At 58.9% G+C, this 18,431-nt stretch carries 16 protein-coding genes; 5 read left to right on the forward strand and 11 right to left on the reverse strand.

All coding sequences use genetic code 11. The features are described from left to right. Positions 1-63: 63 nt before the first annotated feature. From EGT36_RS04665 to EGT36_RS04675, 3 genes are read left to right on the forward strand one after another with little or no spacing between them, the layout of a single operon-like run. Positions 64-1,272, forward strand: a complete 1,209-nt coding sequence (locus EGT36_RS04665) for a glycosyltransferase family protein (RefSeq protein ID WP_037090262.1) — start codon at positions 64-66, stop codon at positions 1,270-1,272. 41 nt (positions 1,273-1,313) lie between these two features. After that, entirely contained in the window at positions 1,314-2,561 is a 1,248-nt protein-coding gene (locus tag EGT36_RS04670; RefSeq protein ID WP_037090260.1) for a glycosyltransferase family 4 protein, read from the forward strand. After that, positions 2,558-3,709, forward strand: coding sequence for a glycosyltransferase family protein (locus EGT36_RS04675; protein WP_037090258.1), 1,152 nt, complete (start codon positions 2,558-2,560; stop codon positions 3,707-3,709). The genes EGT36_RS04670 and EGT36_RS04675 overlap by 4 nt, the downstream gene beginning before the upstream one ends. Here EGT36_RS04675 and EGT36_RS04680 read toward each other — a convergent pair. The 6 genes from EGT36_RS04680 to EGT36_RS04705 form a co-directional block, all read right to left on the reverse strand. Continuing rightward, a complete protein-coding gene (locus EGT36_RS04680; RefSeq protein ID WP_037090327.1) occupies positions 3,675-4,415 on the reverse strand; it encodes a copper homeostasis protein CutC in 741 nt (246 codons plus the stop codon). The two genes, EGT36_RS04675 and EGT36_RS04680, sit on opposite strands and share 35 nt — an antisense overlap. 25 nt (positions 4,416-4,440) lie before the next feature. Then, complete coding sequence (locus EGT36_RS04685) at positions 4,441-5,646, reverse strand: MFS transporter (RefSeq protein ID WP_037090257.1); 1,206 nt, start codon at positions 5,644-5,646, stop codon at positions 4,441-4,443. Between the two features lie 62 nt (positions 5,647-5,708). Further along, complete coding sequence (locus tag EGT36_RS04690) at positions 5,709-7,142, reverse strand: M81 family metallopeptidase (RefSeq protein ID WP_125270103.1); 1,434 nt, start codon at positions 7,140-7,142, stop codon at positions 5,709-5,711. A gap of 12 nt (positions 7,143-7,154) precedes the next feature. After that, positions 7,155-9,074, reverse strand: coding sequence for a beta-N-acetylhexosaminidase (locus EGT36_RS04695; RefSeq protein ID WP_037090255.1), 1,920 nt, complete (start codon positions 9,072-9,074; stop codon positions 7,155-7,157). 44 nt (positions 9,075-9,118) lie between these two features. Beyond that, on the reverse strand, positions 9,119-9,901 hold the full coding sequence (locus EGT36_RS04700) for an SDR family oxidoreductase (RefSeq protein ID WP_037090254.1): 783 nt from the start codon (positions 9,899-9,901) through the stop codon (positions 9,119-9,121). Between the two features lie 80 nt (positions 9,902-9,981). Next, a complete protein-coding gene (locus EGT36_RS04705) occupies positions 9,982-10,845 on the reverse strand; it encodes a MurR/RpiR family transcriptional regulator (RefSeq protein WP_006698207.1) in 864 nt (287 codons plus the stop codon). Between the two features lie 243 nt (positions 10,846-11,088). On the opposite strand from EGT36_RS04705, the gene EGT36_RS04710 reads away from it, so the two are divergent. Then, entirely contained in the window at positions 11,089-11,574 is a 486-nt protein-coding gene (locus EGT36_RS04710; protein ID WP_004443720.1) for a hypothetical protein, read from the forward strand. Between the two features lie 149 nt (positions 11,575-11,723). Here the strand turns inward: EGT36_RS04710 and EGT36_RS04715 are convergent, their stop codons facing one another. The 5 genes from EGT36_RS04715 to EGT36_RS04735 form a co-directional block, all read right to left on the reverse strand. Next, the gene (locus EGT36_RS04715) at positions 11,724-12,836 is read right to left on the reverse strand and encodes an ABC transporter ATP-binding protein (protein ID WP_022556917.1); all 1,113 of its coding nucleotides are present in this window, start codon (positions 12,834-12,836) and stop codon (positions 11,724-11,726) included. A 187-nt stretch (positions 12,837-13,023) separates the two neighbouring features. Continuing rightward, entirely contained in the window at positions 13,024-14,256 is a 1,233-nt protein-coding gene (locus tag EGT36_RS04720) for an ABC transporter substrate-binding protein (RefSeq protein WP_037090252.1), read from the reverse strand. Positions 14,257-14,294: 38 nt separating this feature from the next. After that, the gene (locus EGT36_RS04725) at positions 14,295-15,152 is read right to left on the reverse strand and encodes a carbohydrate ABC transporter permease (RefSeq protein WP_004443724.1); all 858 of its coding nucleotides are present in this window, start codon (positions 15,150-15,152) and stop codon (positions 14,295-14,297) included. Continuing rightward, positions 15,149-16,033: a carbohydrate ABC transporter permease gene (locus EGT36_RS04730; protein ID WP_004443728.1), complete on the reverse strand. Its 885-nt coding sequence runs from the start codon at positions 16,031-16,033 to the stop codon at positions 15,149-15,151. The genes EGT36_RS04725 and EGT36_RS04730 overlap by 4 nt, the downstream gene beginning before the upstream one ends. Before the next feature lie 11 nt (positions 16,034-16,044). After that, on the reverse strand, positions 16,045-17,226 hold the full coding sequence (locus tag EGT36_RS04735) for a Gfo/Idh/MocA family protein (RefSeq protein ID WP_125270104.1): 1,182 nt from the start codon (positions 17,224-17,226) through the stop codon (positions 16,045-16,047). 440 nt (positions 17,227-17,666) lie between these two features. Here EGT36_RS04735 and EGT36_RS04745 point away from each other — a divergent pair, with 440 nt between their 5' ends. Then, positions 17,667-18,428 carry a GntR family transcriptional regulator gene (locus EGT36_RS04745; RefSeq protein ID WP_037090248.1) on the forward strand — a complete coding sequence of 254 codons (762 nt, stop codon included), beginning with the start codon at positions 17,667-17,669 and terminating at the stop codon, positions 18,426-18,428. Positions 18,429-18,431: the final 3 nt, after the last annotated feature.

The raw sequence follows: 18,431 nt of genomic DNA on the forward strand, positions 1-18,431 counted from the left end.
CACCTTGATAAACTGCCCTTCCGAAGCCGCCTTCATCGTGAAAGGCAAAAAGAGGTGTGGCCCATGAGCTCCCGTTTGAACGACGCGCGTATTCTCATGTACAGCCACGATTCCTTCGGTCTCGGCCATCTGCGGCGGTGTCGCACCATTGCGCATGCCCTGGTGGAGGATTATCGCGGTCTCAACGTCCTCATCATTTCAGGGGCTACCATTGCAGGTGCCTTCGATTATCGCGCCCGCGTCGATTTCGTGAAAATTCCGAGCGTCATCAAGCTGCGCAATGGCGAATACACCTCGATGGACAGGCATATCGATCTTCAGGAAACGCTGAAGATGCGCCGGTCCATCATCTACCATACCGCCGAAAGCTTCCAGCCTGACATCTTCATCGTCGACAAGGAGCCCATGGGCCTTCGCGGCGAGGTGGAGGAAACACTCGCTTATCTCAAGGGACAGGGCACCAAGCTCGTCATCGGCCTGCGTGATGTCATGGATGCGCCGCAGCTGCTCGAGGCGGAGTGGAAGCGCAACAACGTCATGACCAAGATCGGCCAGCTCTATGACCATGTCTGGGTCTATGGCCCGCCGGATTTCCACGATCCGCTGACGGGGCTCGACGTTCCGCAGACGGTGCGCGACAAGATGGATTTCGTGGGCTTTCTTCAGAGATCGAAGACACAGGCGGAAACCGCGGCGCATCGGCCGGAAGGCGATTATCTTCTCATCACCACAGGCGGCGGTGGCGACGGCAGTGAATTGATCGATGACGTCATCAACGCCTACCGACATGACCCGGAGCTGACGCACAAGGCGCTGGTCGTGCTCGGCCCTTATATGCCGGCGGATCAGCGCCAGCGCTTCATGAGCAGCGTAGCCGATATACCGCACATCGAAATCATCGAATTCGACAATCGCATGGAAGATCTCGTCGCTGGTGCGCAGGCCGTGGTCTCCATGGGTGGCTATAACACTGTCTGCGAAATATTGTCCTTCGACAAACCCGCACTCGTCGTGCCCCGCACGGTGCCGCGGGAGGAGCAGCTTATCCGCGCCAGCCGCGCATCGGAGCTGGGTCTTTTCGACATGCTCCTGCCGGAAGATGCCGAGAACCCCGCCAAGATGGCGGCCGCCCTCAAAGCCCTGCCGCACCGCGCGCCGCCATCCGTCAATTCGTGCGGGCTGAAGCTCGACGGGTTGGAAAACATATCACGCAGGATTGCCGAATGGCTGCCGCCCGAGGGCGACAAGACGCCGATCACGCTCAGCGCGTAACCCGGCCTCGGCAACCAACGTTCAGAAGAGACGCGCGCAACGTGACTGATGCAAAAAAAATCGTGGTGCTCCTCAAGGGCTATCCGCGCCTGTCCGAGACTTTTATCGCCCAGGAATTGCTGGGGCTTGAAAAGGCCGGGCTGAAGCTCGAACTCATGTCCATGCGCCGGCCAACGGATAAGAAACGCCATCCTGTTCATGATGAGATCAGCGCGCCCGTCACCTACCTGCCGGAGTATCTGCATGAGGAACCTCTGCGTGTGCTGAAAGCCCTGTGGGGATGTCGCAAAAAGCCGGGCTTCACCAAGGCGCTTCGCCAGTTTCTCAGCGACCTGCCCCATGATCTCAGCCGCAACCGCTTTCGCCGTTTCGGTCAGGCGGCCGTGCTGGCCAATGAATGGCCGGAGGATGCCGGGTGGCTGCATGTGCATTTCATTCATACGCCCGCCTCAGTCGCGGCCTATACCCATCTCATCACGGGCACGCCCTGGACGATTTCGGCCCACGCCAAGGACATCTGGACCTCCAGCGACCGTGACCTTGCCGCCAAGCTGCAAAGCGCCCGCTGGGCCGTGACCTGCACTGCCGGCGGCTTTCGGCATCTGCAGACCCTTTCCGGGGTGAGGCAGAACGTGCATCTGAGTTATCATGGCCTCGATCTCACGCGTTTCCCGCATTTCGACACGCCGCGGCCGGCGAGAGACGGTTCAGATGCCGAGGATCCGGTCAGGATTTTGAGTGTCGGCCGTGCGGTCAAGAAAAAGGGAATCGATATTCTGTTGCGCGCGCTCGCCTCGCTGCCACGCAATATCCATTGGCGCTTTACCCATATCGGCGGCGGGGACGAATTGGCTGCGCTGAAAAAACTCGCGGACGAACTTGGCGTCTCCGACAGGGTCGTCTGGACGGGAGCCATGGACCAGAAGCAGGTGCTGGAGAATTACCGGCAAGCGGACCTCTTTGCCCTTGCCTGCCGCATCACCAGCGATGGCGACCGCGACGGTCTTCCCAACGTGTTGGTCGAGGCTGCGAGCCAGGCGATGACCTGCATCTCCACCAACATATCGGGCATTCCGGAGTTCTTCGTCGGTGGTGAAAACGGCCTGCTCACAGAGCCGGAAAATCCAGCGGCCTTCGCAGATGCCCTGCGCTTGGCTATTACCGATCCGCAATTGCGCCTGCGTCTTGGCAACGCCGCCGAAAACCGCGTGCGCACCGCCTTCGATCATCGCACCAGCATTGCCGAACTGAAGACGCTCTTCGAGACCGAATGGGAAAAGACACCATGACCGAGATGGAAAAGCGGCCCTGTGTTTTCTTTTATGTCCAGCATCTTCTTGGCATCGGCCATATTGCCCGCGCCAGCCGCATCGCCAATGCCCTTCAGGCGGATGGCTTCAACGTGGTTCTGGTGACGGGCGGAACGCCTGTCCCGGGATTTCCGGGTGAAGGCATCCGTCATGTCGAATTGCCGCCGATTGCCGTCAGCGATGGCAGTTTTGCCGGCCTGGTCGACAGTTCCGGCAAACCGGTGGATGACGACTTCAAGAGGCTCAGGACCGATATGCTGATCGGTGCCTATCATGGCGCCAAACCCGATATCGTCATCATTGAGGCTTTTCCCTTCGGCCGCAGGCAGGTGCGGTTCGAACTGCTTCCGCTTCTCGATGAGATCGAGGATAGCGAACCGCGCCCGCTCGTCATGGCGTCACTGCGAGATATTTTGCAGGAAAAAACCAAGCCGGGCCGGGATGAAGAAACCGTCTCGCTGGTAAAGAAACATTTCGACGCCGTGCTCGTGCACGGCGACCCGGATTTCGCCCGGCTGGAAGATACTTTTCCCCTCGCCAGCGAGATACGTCAGCGTATTGTTTATACCGGCCTGGCGGCCCCGCTTCCACCGCCGGAACCGGTCGAGAAATTCGATATTGTGGTCTCCGCCGGCGGCGGCGCTGTCGGTGCGGCCCTTGTCCGGGCCGCCCTTGAGGCCGCGCCGCTGCTGGACGGTATCAAGAGCTGGTGTCTCATCACCGGTCCCAATATGCCACAGGCGGATTTCGATGCGATATTGGCTGCAGCACCGGAAAATATCTCCGTTTTCCGCTTCCGCAAGGATTTCGCGAGCTTGCTCGCCGGCGCGCGCCTTTCGGTGTCACAGGCCGGCTACAACACCGTCTGCGATATTCTTCAGGCAAAATGCCGTTCGCTCCTCATCCCTTTCGCGGCCGGCGGTGAAACCGAACAGAGCGCCCGTGCGGAGCGGCTGGCCGGGCTTGGGCTTGCCCATGTGCTGGAAGAGAAAGATATTTCGCCAGCCTCCATGGCCGAAGCGATCAAGGCGGCACTCGTCCTGCCGCCACCCGGTACGGTCCACCTCAATCTCGATGGCGCCGCCGGGACGGCTAGGACGCTGCATCGGCTTTATGATGAGCGGTAAGGATCGCCTTTAGTTCACGCACCGCTGCCTCATCCGTGACTTTGCGCCCCGCCCCGGTGAAACCGAGCTTCGCTACGCGGCTTTCCGGATCGTAATGAGGAACGGCGGAACAGGATGCGTGGATTTCGGTGATTGGAAGCCGGTCAAGCAGCGTCTGTACGCTTTGCGGACGCACGCCGGCACCCGGCATGATGGCGATCCGCCCGGCGGCGACCTCCGACAAGCGGGCCAGAGTCTCCACCCCTTCCAGCGCTGAACGTGCGCCGCCGGAAGTGAGAATTCTGGAAAAGCCCAGCGCAACGGCGGCCTCGAGGGCTTCATCCATGGCGGGAACGACATCGAAAGCCCGGTGAAGCGTCACATCCAGACCGTTGGCATGACGACGCAGCTCTTCGAGCAGCGGAAGATCGAGGGAGCCGTCCTCGCGCGATGCACCGAGCACCACGCCGGAAAGGCCCGCGGCGCGCGCGGCATCTATATCGCGTTTCATCACATCCGCTTCATCACGCGTGAAAACGAAATCGCCGGCACGTGGCCTGATCATCACGCTGACGGGCAACCCATAAGCCGCAGCGCGGTGCATAAAGCCGACAGACGGGGTGACCCCGCCGCCGGACAGTGCCGCGCAAAGTTCGATACGGTCTGCCCCGCCTCTCACTGCGGCTTCCAGACCGGCCACATCGTCCACGCAAATCTCGAGAATCATCATAGCCTCTTTCATTCGATGGCGGTTACCTGCGGCGACCGATCCCATCAAGGGCGTAGAGCATATAAACCCCGCCAATCCCGACGATCGCCCCGAGGATCGACGTTCCCGAATAATTGGAGACGAGCGTGCCAAGGGCAAAAATCAGGGCGCCCAGACCCGCTCCAAGAAAAATATTGACAGCGATCAGCGAACTGCCGAGGCCCGGCCGGTCCGCGATCAGTTCCTGCAGGTAGGTGATGGGTATGCTGATGATCGCGGCCGCCCCCAGTGCGCTGATGACGGTCTGGGCATAGATATGCCACGGCGCCGATGCGAGCCCCTGCAGGATCAGGTAAACAGCGTAAAGCAGTGCGCCCGCGGCAAGCGTCAGCGTCTGGGGCACCTTCTTTTCTATCCAGCCCCACAGCAGGATGAAAACGATTTCCAGCGCAGCGACGATACCGGCGACGATGCCGATATCGGCCACCGTACCCTTGGCCTGGCCGGTAATGATGAGGGAGCGCACGGAATCGTTCAAATGCAGCATCGAGCAGATCAATGCAATGGCGACGATCCGAAGCAGCACCCGACGCGATCCGATTTCACCAAGCGAGGCGCGCAGGCCAAAACGCGCTTCGGTACTGGCCGAGGCGGGCGTGGCGGCGCGCGGCAGGCAGAAGGCCACCAGCAGAAAACAGACGAGCGCGCAGATGCCCGAGAACAAAAACGCGGTCAGCATGTTTCCGGAATTCACCAGAAATACCCCCACAAGCCCCGGCACCAGCACCCAGGAAAGCGAGATCGTCGCCCGCATGATGGAATTCACCGCGATCATCTCGCCCGTCGAAAGATTGCGGGCGTCGGCGCGCACATGCGCAAAGATCAGCGAATTCATCGCGCCGAAAATTGGCAAAAGCACGAGTTTGGAGGCCACAAAGGCAGTGGCATTACCGGCGAGATACACCAGCAGGTAGCCGCTGACACCGAACAGCGCGATATAGAGCATTGGCTTGCGATATTCACCCAGCCTGTCAGCGACGATGCCCATAAGTACGCTGGCGCTGACATTGATGACGGCGGCAAACAGCATCAGCAGCGAATAGACGGTGTTGCTGAGCCCGATTTCGCGAATGCCGATCACCGCCTGATAGGGCGCGGTCGCCGCATTCGAAAATCCGAAGAACAGGATGGCGAGCGCCCCGATGCGGATCGACGGATTGTTGATGACGATGGAAAGAGCCGACGGCATGGATGTTCGCCTGAGATGATCCGGCAAAGCCGGATCGCTGGATTGAAGCTACCGGACCGCTGTCATCGCCAGCGGACCGAAAGGGCAGGATTCGGGATATAATCGAAGTGCGGCTCCCAGGGATAAAAATCGCCCTCCCGACGGCGATTGGGAAGATTTTCAATATCCTGATTGATTACACCCTCCGTCAACGCCATGAGGTTGGGATTGGCGATTGGCGCAAGCTCCGGCGACAGGTAACCGGATTTCACCACCAGAAGCCGCACGTCCTTCGGATCGAAGCCAAGACGGGTGAAATCCGAAATCATGTGATAGGGCCGGCGACGGGCCGCCAGAATGACCGTGATTCCGCCGATGGCGATCACAGCCTGCCGCTGATCTGCCGCACCGGGATCGTCCAGTGTAACAACCTCGGCTTCAACGGTGACGGACGGGCTCTTCGGATCAAGACTTCCGCCGATCTTCAGGGAAAGGATCGCGCCTTCGCCCGCCGCAAAACAGGCTTCGACCGCAGGCCTGTCGGTAATGCCGCCCAGCAATGCACCCTGCCAGTCACGCGCAAGGAGCGCCGCCAGAACATCGGCGCGATCGCCCACCCCGCCGCCAGTGGGGTTATCGCCCGAGTCCGCCAGAATGATCGGCCGGGTGGTCGTCGTTTCCGCAATATCCAGAATTTTCGCGAGCGGCTCCGTCACGGGACCGAAATGAAAATCCTGCCGGGCGTCCCAGTAGGATTGCGCGATCTCGGCCGCAATTGCCTGTGCGGCCGCTTTATCCGTTCCCGTCACCACGGCGCAAGCGGTCGCTCTCGGTTCATCCGCCCAGACGTAGCCGATCATGAAATTCGCATCCCAGATGCCAGGGCGGGCGTCATGATCAGGAAGGAAAGCATAAAGGCTCCTGGCCGGCTCGTCTTCCGTGGAAGTCTTCTCGCCGGGCAGCAGAACGGGGATTTTCGCCCAGGCGATACCGGGTCTTGTCCCTGTCTCCAGGGCCCTGATCAACATCGTCCAGGCGCGCACCATCGTCTCCCGCACATCGATATGCGGCGCAGTTCGATAGCCGGCAAATATGTCGAGTTGATCGATGATCGTCTGGCTGACATTACCGTGCAGGTCGTAGCTCGCGGAGATGACGACATCCGGTCCGACCACGGTGCGGGCGCTTGAAATCCAGTCGCCCTCCGCATCGTCCATGCCTTCAACATTCATCGCGCCATGCATGGAGAGATAAAGTCCGTCCAAGGGCAATGAGGCTTTCAGACGCTCGAGGAATTCCCGCTTGAAAGCGTCGTAGGCCGGGCGCGACACCGGACCGCCGGGCACCGCCCGGGCGTGCAGAAGCGGCAGCACCTCCGCTCCGCCTTCGCCGAGAAAGTTGAAATATTCGGCCTCCAGCAACTCCGCGCCGCGAAAGACGCGAAAATCCTCCTGTCCCATCAACACCGGCGAGTAGGTGCTGCACTCAGTATGGATTCCACCAACGGCAATACGCATGTCACCTTCCCCTCAATACACCGGACTAAAGGGAACGATGGCCGCAAAACGCAACCAATCCTTCTGCGCCTTCGGTGTCCAGGCCGCCTCGGCAATGGCCGGTAGCCGCGGGAAGACCAGATGGTTGAAATAGGCGCGGTTGAGGAAATGTTCTGACCAGATGCAGGCCTGAACGCCCTTCATCCTCTCCTTCAACTCCTCTGGAAAATCACCGATCGCCTCATAAGAGTAGGTGTGGGAAGGCGGAACGGTGCCGGCCCAGCTGGCACCCGGCTCCTGCCAGGCTTCGTCCTGAACCATGTCGAGATAATAGGCCTGCCCCGGGGTCATCACCACATCGTAACCCTGCCTTGCGAGTTCAAGGCCGACCTCCGGCTTCTGCCACGCCATCAGCAATGTTCCCGCGGGGTCGACGCCGCCGCCGTGCGAAACCTCGTCCCAGCCGGCCAGCTGACGGCCGCGCTCGTGCAACATGGCCTGAATGCGTTTCATGAAGTGGGACTGGATACCGAAAGTACCATCCAGTCCCTCCTTTTCCATCAGCGCCTTGGCGAGTGGCGAGGCGAGCCAGGATCCGTCCGCAACCTCATCGCCGCCGATGTGGATCAGCCGAGACGGGAACAGCTCCACCATCTCGTCGAAAACCTTGCCGAGGAATTCGTAAGTGAGTTCGATGGCGGGATTGAGCGCGTTGTTAGGATATCCCTGCACGGAGCGATAGCTGTCAGGGGCTTCCTGCCCGTCCGTCAGTTCCGGATAGGCGACGAGGGCAGCCGTACTATGGCCGGGAATATCGACTTCCGGCACGATTTCCACATTCAGCGCCGCCGCATGGGCAATGACCATGCGCACATCGTCCTGGGTATAATAACCGGAGACCGGTTCCGCGCCGTTGCCAAGCTGCGGCAGAAGCGGCGCATCCGGGCCGCGTGTGGCGCCGACCGTGGTCAATAACGGATAAGCCTTGATTTCAAGACGCCACGCCTCATCATCCGTCAGATGCCAGTGGAAGCGGTTCATGCGCAGCCATGCAAGAATATCGATGAGCCGCACGACATCCTGCGTCGGATAAAATTGCCGCGAGACATCCAGGTGGCAGCCCCGCCAGCTATAACGCGGCGCATCGCTGATTGTGCCGGACGCGGGAAAACGGAACCTCGGATCGAGACGCGCGCCATGCAGCAATTGCGCCAGAACCGTCAGGCCATACTGCAGCCCGGCAGCGGCCGAGTATTCCACGACAACAAAGTCAGAGGAAAAGGAAAGGCGATAACCTTCCGCCTCCAGTCCGCTATGCTGTTTGAAGTGCAGGGCCTTTCCCTCATGGACAGGGGCGAGGCTGAAGGGCACGTGCCCGACGGCAAATAGCCTGCGGAACAGCGAAAGCACGGTTTCCACCGCAAGGACTTCATCGGCCTTGGCATCTTCCGACGGGAAGAGCGCGACGGGAAAGCCGTCGCCGGGTTCGGCATCGATTTCGGCAGGCCAGGGCTGGATGGCAAAAGGCAGAACAAGCTTGCCTTCCGGAAGCAGCACCGGCGCCGGCTCGCTGTGACGCCCGTCCAACATCAGGTCCCCGACATCAACGGCGCGATGCGTGCCGTCGGCAAGGCTGATATAGGCGGATTTTGCACCATCCGTGCGATGCCGGGCGGGCCTCAGCAACCCATCGACGGTGAAACGCCAGGATTTGCCAGGTTCCAGCACGAAATCGGCAGGTGGCGCGAATTCATGGAAATTGGCGTTACGGCGCAGATAAACCGCATTGCCGCAAACCGGCTTGTCTACCGTCCGCGTCAGCGACGTGTAAACGATACGGAAATCCCTCAGCGGCTCTCGGGCAAGATTGATCAGCGTGAAGGTGAAGCCTCCGGATGCCGATTCCGCCAGTGGATGCCATGAATTTTCGAGACGATAGTTTGCGAGCGCCATGATGCTCCCCTTTATTGCGCATTTGACCCTATGAGAGGGCTCGGTCAGTAGTGTTCGGATTGCGAGAAAGTGCGGGCCAGCGGCGCCTGCCCCGCCGTGAGACCGCAATCGACCGGCAGGCACACGCCGCTGATGGCCGCCGCCTGCGGTCCCGCCAGAAAGGCGACCGCATTCGCCACGTCTTCGGGTTTCACGATGCGCTGCAGCGGATACCAGCGCTTCGCCTCCTCGAAGACCTGGGGATTGGCAGCGGCCCGCACCTCCCACGCCTGGGTGCGCACGGTGCCCGGCGCGACAGCGTTGGAACGGATACCGAATTTCCCGTATTCGACGGCGATGAGTTTCGTCAGGTGGATCAATCCGGCCTTCGCCGCACTATAGGCTGGATGGCCAAAAACCGACATGCCGTTGACCGACGTAATATTGACGACGGAACCCTGTGTCCGCTTCAGCGCGTCTTCAAAAGCCCGAAAGCAGAGAAACGGTGCTTCGAGATTAAGGGCATTGTCCTGCCGCCATATTTCGGCGGTCGTGTCGTGCAGACTGACAGCCCTCGCGGCACCGGCATTGTTGACGAGTGTCGCCACATCGCCCAGCTCCGCGACGTCAGCCGCCAGCCTCGAAAGATCTGCAGGATCGGTGACATCGCAGGCTTTTGCAACGAAACCGGATCCGGAAAGCAGAGAAAGCGCACTGGAAAGGGCTTCAGCATCGATATCAACCAGCACCACCTTCGCATGGCTTTCAGAAAGCGCCGCGGCAATCGCCCGCCCGATATCACCTGCCGCGCCGGTCACGATGGCGAGCTGGTCTTTCCTGTCCTTCATCTCCTGCAACTCCCTTGAAGTTTCACGACCCCTGTTGCGGGGTCTCGGGCCGAGCAGCCCACGTTTTCATCATCCCACCTTCAGTCGCCGAGCAATTGCTTGTCATCCGAATCGCGATGCTCCACGAGCTGCTGCTTGATGTGACGCAACGTCACCATCGATCTTTGCCGGTGGTGATAAGCAGCAAGCGTCGCCAGAACATCGACGGCGGCCAGATAGGCGTAGCGCGATGAAGTCGGGCGGAAGATATTGTTTCCCTCGGGCACGTTGACACCCACCACCATATCCGCGGCCGCGGCAAGCGGCGTGTCGCTCTGGGTAAGCGCGATGGTGGTAACCCCCATGTCGCGAGCCAGCCTGAAACACTTCACCAGCTCCATGTTGCGGCCGGAAAAGGAGGAGCCGATAATCACGTCCTCCTTTCGCGCCGCGGCGGTCATCATCAGCTGCATGCTGTGATCGGCGCTGGTGGAGACACGCAAACCCAGGCGAAAAAGCCGGTTCTGGATTTCCGAAGCGATCATTGAGGAATTGCCGCCCGCGCCGAAGGCATAGATCATGCCGCTATTGGCGATCTTGATCGCCGCTTCATCGGCAAGGGCAGGATCGAGCGTCCTGTGCAACAGGAAAAGTGCTTCCTGAGCCTTGGCAAGCACCTCTTCCGCGACGTCCGAGGGGCCGGTGCTGGACGGTTCGGAGGTGAGGTATCGGATACCGACATAAGCCGTCTTGGCGAGACTGACCTTGAAATCCGAAAAGCTCTGGCAGCCCAGCCGGCGGCAGAACCGCGTCACCGTCGGCGGAGACACTTCGGCGCGGGCGGCAAGTTCAATGATCGACGCATTGACGGCGAATTCGAAATCCGAAACCAGAATATCGGCAATCCGCCGCTCCGATTGCGAGAATTGTCCCCTGTCTTCTTGTATTCTTGCGAAAATATCCATGCTCACCGGTCTCCGTTCCGCCAAAACTTAAGGCTTGGCCCCGTTTCCGATGCACCCTAATCCAGGCCGCCCGTCAACCGAATAAAGCCGGGAGCCGCCGTTGTTCCGTCCTCCCGAAGACACGCCTGACATCCTCAATATGAAAACAGTTTTCTCTGTTGATTGGAAGATGAGCATATGCCAACAATAATCACCAGAGAAATTTCCAATTCCTGAAAATAATTTCAACAACGGACCAGAATCATGCGCGATCCCTTCCAAAACCCCTTCGCCGAAACCGACAGCGCCCGCCATTCCATCTGGGAGATGCTGGTAACGCGGGACATCGACGCTTTCCTTGCAGCCGACTGGTCCAGGGTAGCGGATGATTTCGTTGAAGACGGCTTCCTCGGCATCAATGCCAGTCGGGATGCAAATCCTGACAACTGGCGCCTGTCTTTCCCCTCCCTTGCCGCCTATCGCGACGAATGGCTGCGGCAGGCGAAGGATTTCCAAACCCAGCAATTTGCTGAAGACCCACGCCATGCGATCTTCACCACCACCACGCTTGAGGAAATCGAAGTGGAAGGCGAAACCGCGCTGGTTCGCAAGAAATTCGACGGCGGAATTCGCAGGGCCGATGGCGGTTTCGACGTCATGAAGTGGCAGACGCTTTATTACTGCCGGCTGCATGAAGGACGCTGGAAGATCAGCGGTTTTACCGGCTACATGCCCAACCCCATGCCGTGATCCAACGGAGATGCTGGAGTTCAGTGAACGCCGGGCCAAAAGCCCGGCGTTATTTTTTCGCCCGGTGACGGGCAAAAATCGCCGGACACCGATCGCATCAGGAAAAGCCGGGCGCGTTAGGACAGAGTGCATGGCCCGACTCCCAGCCGTTATTGTATCAGCTTGAGGACGGAAAGATCGACGCGCCGCTCGAGAGCAATGCCGCTTTCGTCGAACAGGTGACAATCCGATGCCTTGATGCCGGTGACGATGGGCTCGTCCACCACCACGGGTGCGGAGCCGGAAAGCAGCGCGCAATAATTTTCACCTGTCGGCGCGACGCCATAGGCGATCGTGTTCACACCGAGCCGCTCGATGACACTGGGAGCCACCTTGATGTTGAGGTCCGCCGGCTCGAGGCCGGTATGTTCGGGGCGAATGCCAAGCGTTAGCTGCGCGCCTTCCAGAGCAGCGCGAGGTTCCACCGGCACAGTGATCGTCTGGCCCTCATAAGCCACCGTTACACCCTCGGGACCGACGGATTTGCAGGTGACCTTCAGGAAGTTCATTTTCGGATTACCGATGAACCCCGCGACGAACAGGTTCGCCGGCTTGTGATAAAGTTCGAGCGGCGCGCCCACTTGGGCGATTTCGCCGGCATTCAGCACAACGATGCGGTCCGCCATGGTCATGGCCTCCACCTGATCGTGTGTGACATAGATCATCGTTGCCTTGAGCGTCTTGTGAAGATTAGTGAGCTCGATGCGCATATCGGCGCGAAGGGCGGCATCAAGATTGGAAAGCGGTTCGTCGAACAGGAATATCTTCGGTTCACGAACGATGGCGCGGCCGATGGCAACGCGCTGGCGCTGTCCGCCGGACAACATGCCGGGGCGCTGCTGCAGGCGCTGGTCGAGCTGAAGAATCTTCGCAACGCTCTCCACCTTGTCCTTGATCTTGCCCTCTTCCATCTTTTCGACGCGCAAAGGAAAAGCGATGTTTTCGAAAACAGTCATATGCGGATAGAGCGCATAGGACTGGAAGACCATGGCGATACCACGCTTGACCGGCGGCAGTTCATTGACCTTCACGCCGTTGATGACGACGTCGCCGCCGGAAATATCCTCAAGGCCGGCGATCATGCGCAGCAAAGTGGATTTGCCGCATCCCGAGGGGCCGACAAAAACGACGAACTCGCCATCCCTGATGTCGAGCTGAACGCCCTTGATGACTTCGAAATGTCCATAGTTCTTGCGGACGTTGTTGAGATAAAGCTGACCCAAGACTTGCCTCTCCCGTCAGCGGCCGAAATCTGGCCGCATTCAGAGACGTTCCGGACAATGATGCGGAAACCGCGTCAGACCGGAACCGTTGAAAAACACGAGAAAGAGCAGCCACAGGGGGCGGCGACCAATCTCACGGCGAAACGGACCGGTTGCGGGCATTACGCCCGCAACCGTCGCAATCGGATTATTTATATTGCTCGAGAGCGCCAGAAGCCTTCTTTGCCGCATCTTCCGGCGTTGCCTTGCCGGTAACGACAGACTGAACCATCTCGATCATCACGTCCTGGAAACCCTTGTAGTCCGTGAAGAGCGGCTCCGGCCCACCATAGGCGATACCGTCGATCAGCGGCTTCCAGAAGGGATCCTTCGCAACGAATTCGTCTACCTTGGCAGACGGACGCAGCGGGGTGAGGCCCGCACCGCCCTGCAGCTCATATTCGCCCTGAGGGCCGGGCGACGTGATGAACTTTGCAAATTCGGTCGCCTTTTCTTCAACCCCGGTTCCCTTGAAGATCGCCAGGCTGTCGGTGATGAGCAGCGTGCCGGGACCCTTGGCTTCCGGGCCGAGCGGCAGGGTCGCGATACCCCAGTTGATCTTGGTTTCCTGCAGGCGTGTTGCGGCGCCCGAGCCGGCCTGGATCATGCCGACCTTACCATCGAGGAAGATGGCGCGGATTTCATTCTGCTCATAGGCCGTTGGGCCTTCCACGGAATAGGGCGTGATGTCCTTGTAGGCCTTCAGCGCCGCGACAACCTGCGGGCTGTCGACCGTGATCTTGTCGCCGTCGATCACCTTGCCGTTGTTGGTATAAACCCAATGCATGAACTGGTGCATGGTGTTGTCGAAGGTCTTGGCGGGGAGGCCGTAACCGGCAATACCCGTCTTTTCCTTGATCTGCTTGGCGAAGGCTATTTCTTCAGCCCATGTCTTCGGCGGCACTTCGGGATCGAGACCAGCCTGCTTGAACAGGTCCTTGTTCCAGTATAGCGCCTTGGTCGAGAATGCGACGGGAACGCCCCACTGCGTGTCCTCGAACGTCACCGTGTCGACGATGTTGGGGTAATAGCTCTTCTTTTCGTCTTCGGTCATCGGCACCGGAACGATCAGATCGTTCTGCGCGAACTGCTTCAGCGTGCGCGAACCGACATAGGCCATGGCGACGGGCGTGCCGGCGGCGGCAAGCGTTGTCGCCTTGTCCTGGCACTGCGCCCAGCCGACGACCTCGGGCACAACCTTCCAGCCCTCGTTCTTGCCTTCCCATTCCTTGATGTATTTTTCGTGGATCGGGTCCATCTTGTCGCCGCAATAGATCCAGCTGATCTCCTTGTCGGCCGCGTGCGCAGTCACCGTGGTAAGGGCAGTGGAACCGGCAAATGCGAAAGCGCAGAGCGCCAATCCGTAATGTTTCAGTGCCATATGTAGTCTCCCGTTTTGGTGGTCGTTCCGGTTGTTGTTTATTTCACCGCGCCGGCGGTCAGCCCGCTGACGAGATATCGTTGCATGAAGAAGATCACGACCATGGCCGGCGCAATGCCGACGAAGCTGGCCGCCATCAACTCATTCCAGATGACTTCCTGACGACCGAAATAGGCGAAGAGGCCGATGGGCAGCGGCATATATTCGGTCTTGGAATTGAAAGTGAGCGCGAAGATGAACTGCTGCGCATAAGCGCCGATGAAGGTTGTGATGGAGACCACGGCGATACCCGGCATCGCAAGCGGCAGGATCACCCGACGGAAGGTGTAGAAGTAGCTTGCGCCATCCACATAGGCCGCCTCTTCCAGTTCCCGCGGGATACGCAGCATATAGGTGCGCAAAAGCCAGATCGCGGTCGGGATCAGGAAAGCGGCTCCGGGAATGATCATCGCCAGATAGGTGTTCAGCACACCCATATTGCGCATCAGCCGGTAAAGCGGGATCAGGAGCACGGCGCCGGAGAACATGTTGATCGCCAGAAATGCACCGAGCAATTGCCCGCGGCCGCGAAACTGGAACCGGGCGAAGGCATATGACGCCGGAACCACCAGAAGCAGAACGATGATCGTGGAGATCGTCGAAATGAAGAACGAGTTGAAAACGTAGCGGGCGAAGCCCGGAACGCTGACCCACATGGTGCGGTAGGCCTCGAAGGAACCGTTTGTCGGCCAGAACTTGTAAGGCGAGGAAAACAGCAGGCTGAGCGGTTTCAGCGAAACCAGGAATCCTTCGACGAAGGGCGCCAGCACGAAGGTCAGGAACACGGCGATACCGCAATAAATCCCGACAATTTCATACCACCTGTAGCGGTTGATCATCGCATTCTTGTCGGTCATCGGCTGGCCTCCTGCGAGATGCGGCTGGTAATGCGGAAGTAGAAATAGGTGAAGATCGACAGGAAGATGCAGATCAGCACGGCGCGCGCGGCACCCTCACCATATTTGTAAGAGCCGATCGCCGTCTTGTACGTGTCGATGATCATGGTCGTGGTCTGGCCGGTCGGTCCGCCCTGCGTCAGGATCCAGATGATATCGAAGGAATTAAAGGTCGATATCAGCGAGATCATCGACATGGTAATCATCGCGGGCAGCATCAGCGGTAGCGTGATGCGGCGGAAGCGGTAGAGGCGGCTTGCCCCGTCTGTCCAAGCGGCCTCGTAGAGATCCTGCGGAATGGCCTGGATGGCCGCCAGCAGATAGAGCGTCACCATCGGCACGCCGATCCAGACGTCAGTGACGATCGTTGCCCAAAATGCCGTTCTGCCATAGGCGAGGAATGCGACCGGACCATCCACCAGACCGAGGTTCTGCAGCACGCCGGAAATCATGCCGAACTGGCCGTTATACATCCAGCCCCACATGAAGATGCCGATAGCCATCGGTACGATCCACGGCGGCATTGTCAGGATGCGAAACAGCGCCCGGCCGGGAACGGCGGAGTTCAGCAGCACTGCACCAAAGGTGCCGATGATCATCTTTATCGAGACGGAAAAAAACGTCCAGATAAAGGTCCGCGTGATGACATCGGCAAAAGTCGCGTTGAAGATCTTCTCGTAATTGATGAAGCCGACCCAATTTGTCGTTTTCCTGAGCGACGCATCGGTAAAGGACAGGATGAAGGTATCGACAAGCGGATAAGCAACGATAACCGTGATGTATAAAAGCGCCGGCAGAAGAAGGAGCCAGGCAAAGACGACAGCGCTGCGTTTCGCTTCCATCGCGCCGCCCCTCAAGCCGTTTTCACGGCGGGGGATTTCGGCTGCCCATGCAGGGCCAGATCATATGCCTCCCAAACCGGCTTCAGATCGACCACCTTGCGGCCATGACGCGCTTCATCCATCGCAAGCGCCAGAATACCGGCCTCGATTGCGTCGAGCGCGGAAACCGGAAGCGACGCGCCCCTGACGACATGGGCGATGACGTCCTCCGCCATCTGCTCGTCCGCACCATAATGCTGCGAGAGCGTGGTTGCCGCCGAATAGGTCTTGGCCAGGGTCTTTTCATTGGTGCGGGCATTGTGCACGTTGAGAAAACCGCGCACGAAATCGCCCTCCGCCATGCCCTTGGCGCCGATGACGCAGAAACGGCGGAAATCATCGGGAACGTTGAGATTGGTATGGAAAGCAAGCGAAGCGCCGTTTTCATATTCGACGATCGCCGTCTGGTAATCGATGATGTCGCCGTCGCTGTCGAAAACCTTGTCGGATCCCATCCAGCCGCTCGGCTTGCGATGGTAAACCTCCATGTCGTTGATGCCATCATTCTGCGGCGCATTGGCCGGCGTGAAACTTTTGCGCCCGCCAAAGCTCGATACGAAACGGGGTCGCGCGCCGACAACACCATTGTAGAGATCGAGATCGTGGCAGCATTTTTCGAGCATGAAGGAGCCGGAATAGTGCTCGTAACGCCGCCAGTCGCGCATGAAGAATGCGCCGTGATAGGGCGGAATATGCTCGGAAGCCTCGATGGAAACGACATCGCCAAGCTTACCTTCAGCCTGTGCGGCGCGCAGATCGCGGTAAAGCGGCGAATATCGCAGAACGAGTCCCACCAGCAACCGCTCGTGACCATGCTTGTTGAGGAGCCGGGCAAGTTCGAGGCTTTCCTCGATGCTGACGACGATCGGCTTTTCGGAGAAGATGGTGCAACCCGCCTCAAGACCAATGCGGATATGGTCGAGATGCATGTGGTTCGGCGAACCGATCATCAGGAGATCGAATTTTTCATTGGCGATCAAGGCCTCGGGGCTGTCGTAAGCCTTGCCGGCCGAAATCCCCTTTTCCTTGAGACCCGGCAAGCCCGCCGGCGCCGGATCGACATAACCGACGATCTCGAAATCCTTGTCGATCTCATGAAAAACGTAGCCCAGATAACCGAGACGGAATCCGAGTCCGATAATTCCCACCTTCATGAACTTTGTTCCCTGCTCATTCGTAAATAATTTTCGCAGATTCAGCCAATTCTCCGCTGGCTATTCAGTTATCTGCGATAATTTCCAACCATGATGAAATTAGTTTTCAAAACGGTCAAGCAAAATTCGATTTACTCTGGCAAGTCGCGGATATGAAACCGATTCTTCCAGGCCAGCAGGACGCGCAACAGCTATTCACCGGCAACCGATGCCAAAACAATACCAAAAAAATGCCAATCGTCTAGAGCAATTACAATGCTCAGAAAATTTTTTTGGTTAATGCGGAAATTTCGATCATAAGGCCTTAAATTGAGGCATTAGAACGAAAAAAGCTCCGATTAATAATACAAGTTCGCCAATGGTTCTATTTTGGTATTGCTGATCGCGACTTGTGTGGTATAGCCAGAAGCAGCCATATCGTATTGTAACAGAGGTTATGAATGAACGGGGCAGCGCTTAATCTGGAGGATCTGCAATCGGGTGGCGGCCCGCTTTACCTAAAGCTGCGCCAGACGATTGAAGACGCCATCAATGGTGGCCGCCTGAAACATGGCGATGCCTTGCCGCCAGAGCGCGACATTGCGGAAAGTGCCTGCGTCAGCCGCGTCACGGTGCGCAAGGCTGTGGATGACCTCGTGCGCGACGGCCTCCTCGTCCGGCGGCACGGTTCCGGTACCTTTGTCGTCAAGCCGATCACCCGCATGCAACAGCCTCTGACCAAGCTCACTTCGTTTACGGAGGACATGCGCCGGCGTGGCATGACGGCGAGCACCCGCTGGCTGGACAGAGGCCTCTTTCACCCCACCGGCGACGAAATGATGGCGCTTGGCCTTTCACAATCGGCCATGGTGGCGCGGCTCACCCGTCTGCGCCTTGCCAATGACCAGCCGATCGCGCTTGAAGTCACGAGCCTGCCAGGCGATATTCTGCCCGACCCGCAACTGGTCGAAAATTCGCTCTATCTTGAGCTTGAGAAAAGTGGCATTCGCCCGGTGCGCGCCATCCAGCGCATCTCTGCCCGTAACCTTACCGATGAAGAAACCCTGCTGCTTGGCGTTCCGCCGGGCTCGGCAGCGCTTTCCGTTCAGCGAATGGCCTATCTGGAAAGCGGGCGCCTTATGGAAATATCCCGTGCGCTGTACCGCAGCGACGCCTATGACCTCGTCGCCGAACTGACGATGGGCCCGAGTGACCACCAGTGATCA

The sequence above is a fragment of the Agrobacterium sp. FDAARGOS_525 genome, from assembly GCF_003938925.1.
Taxonomy (GTDB): Bacteria; Pseudomonadota; Alphaproteobacteria; order Rhizobiales; family Rhizobiaceae; genus Agrobacterium; species Agrobacterium pusense.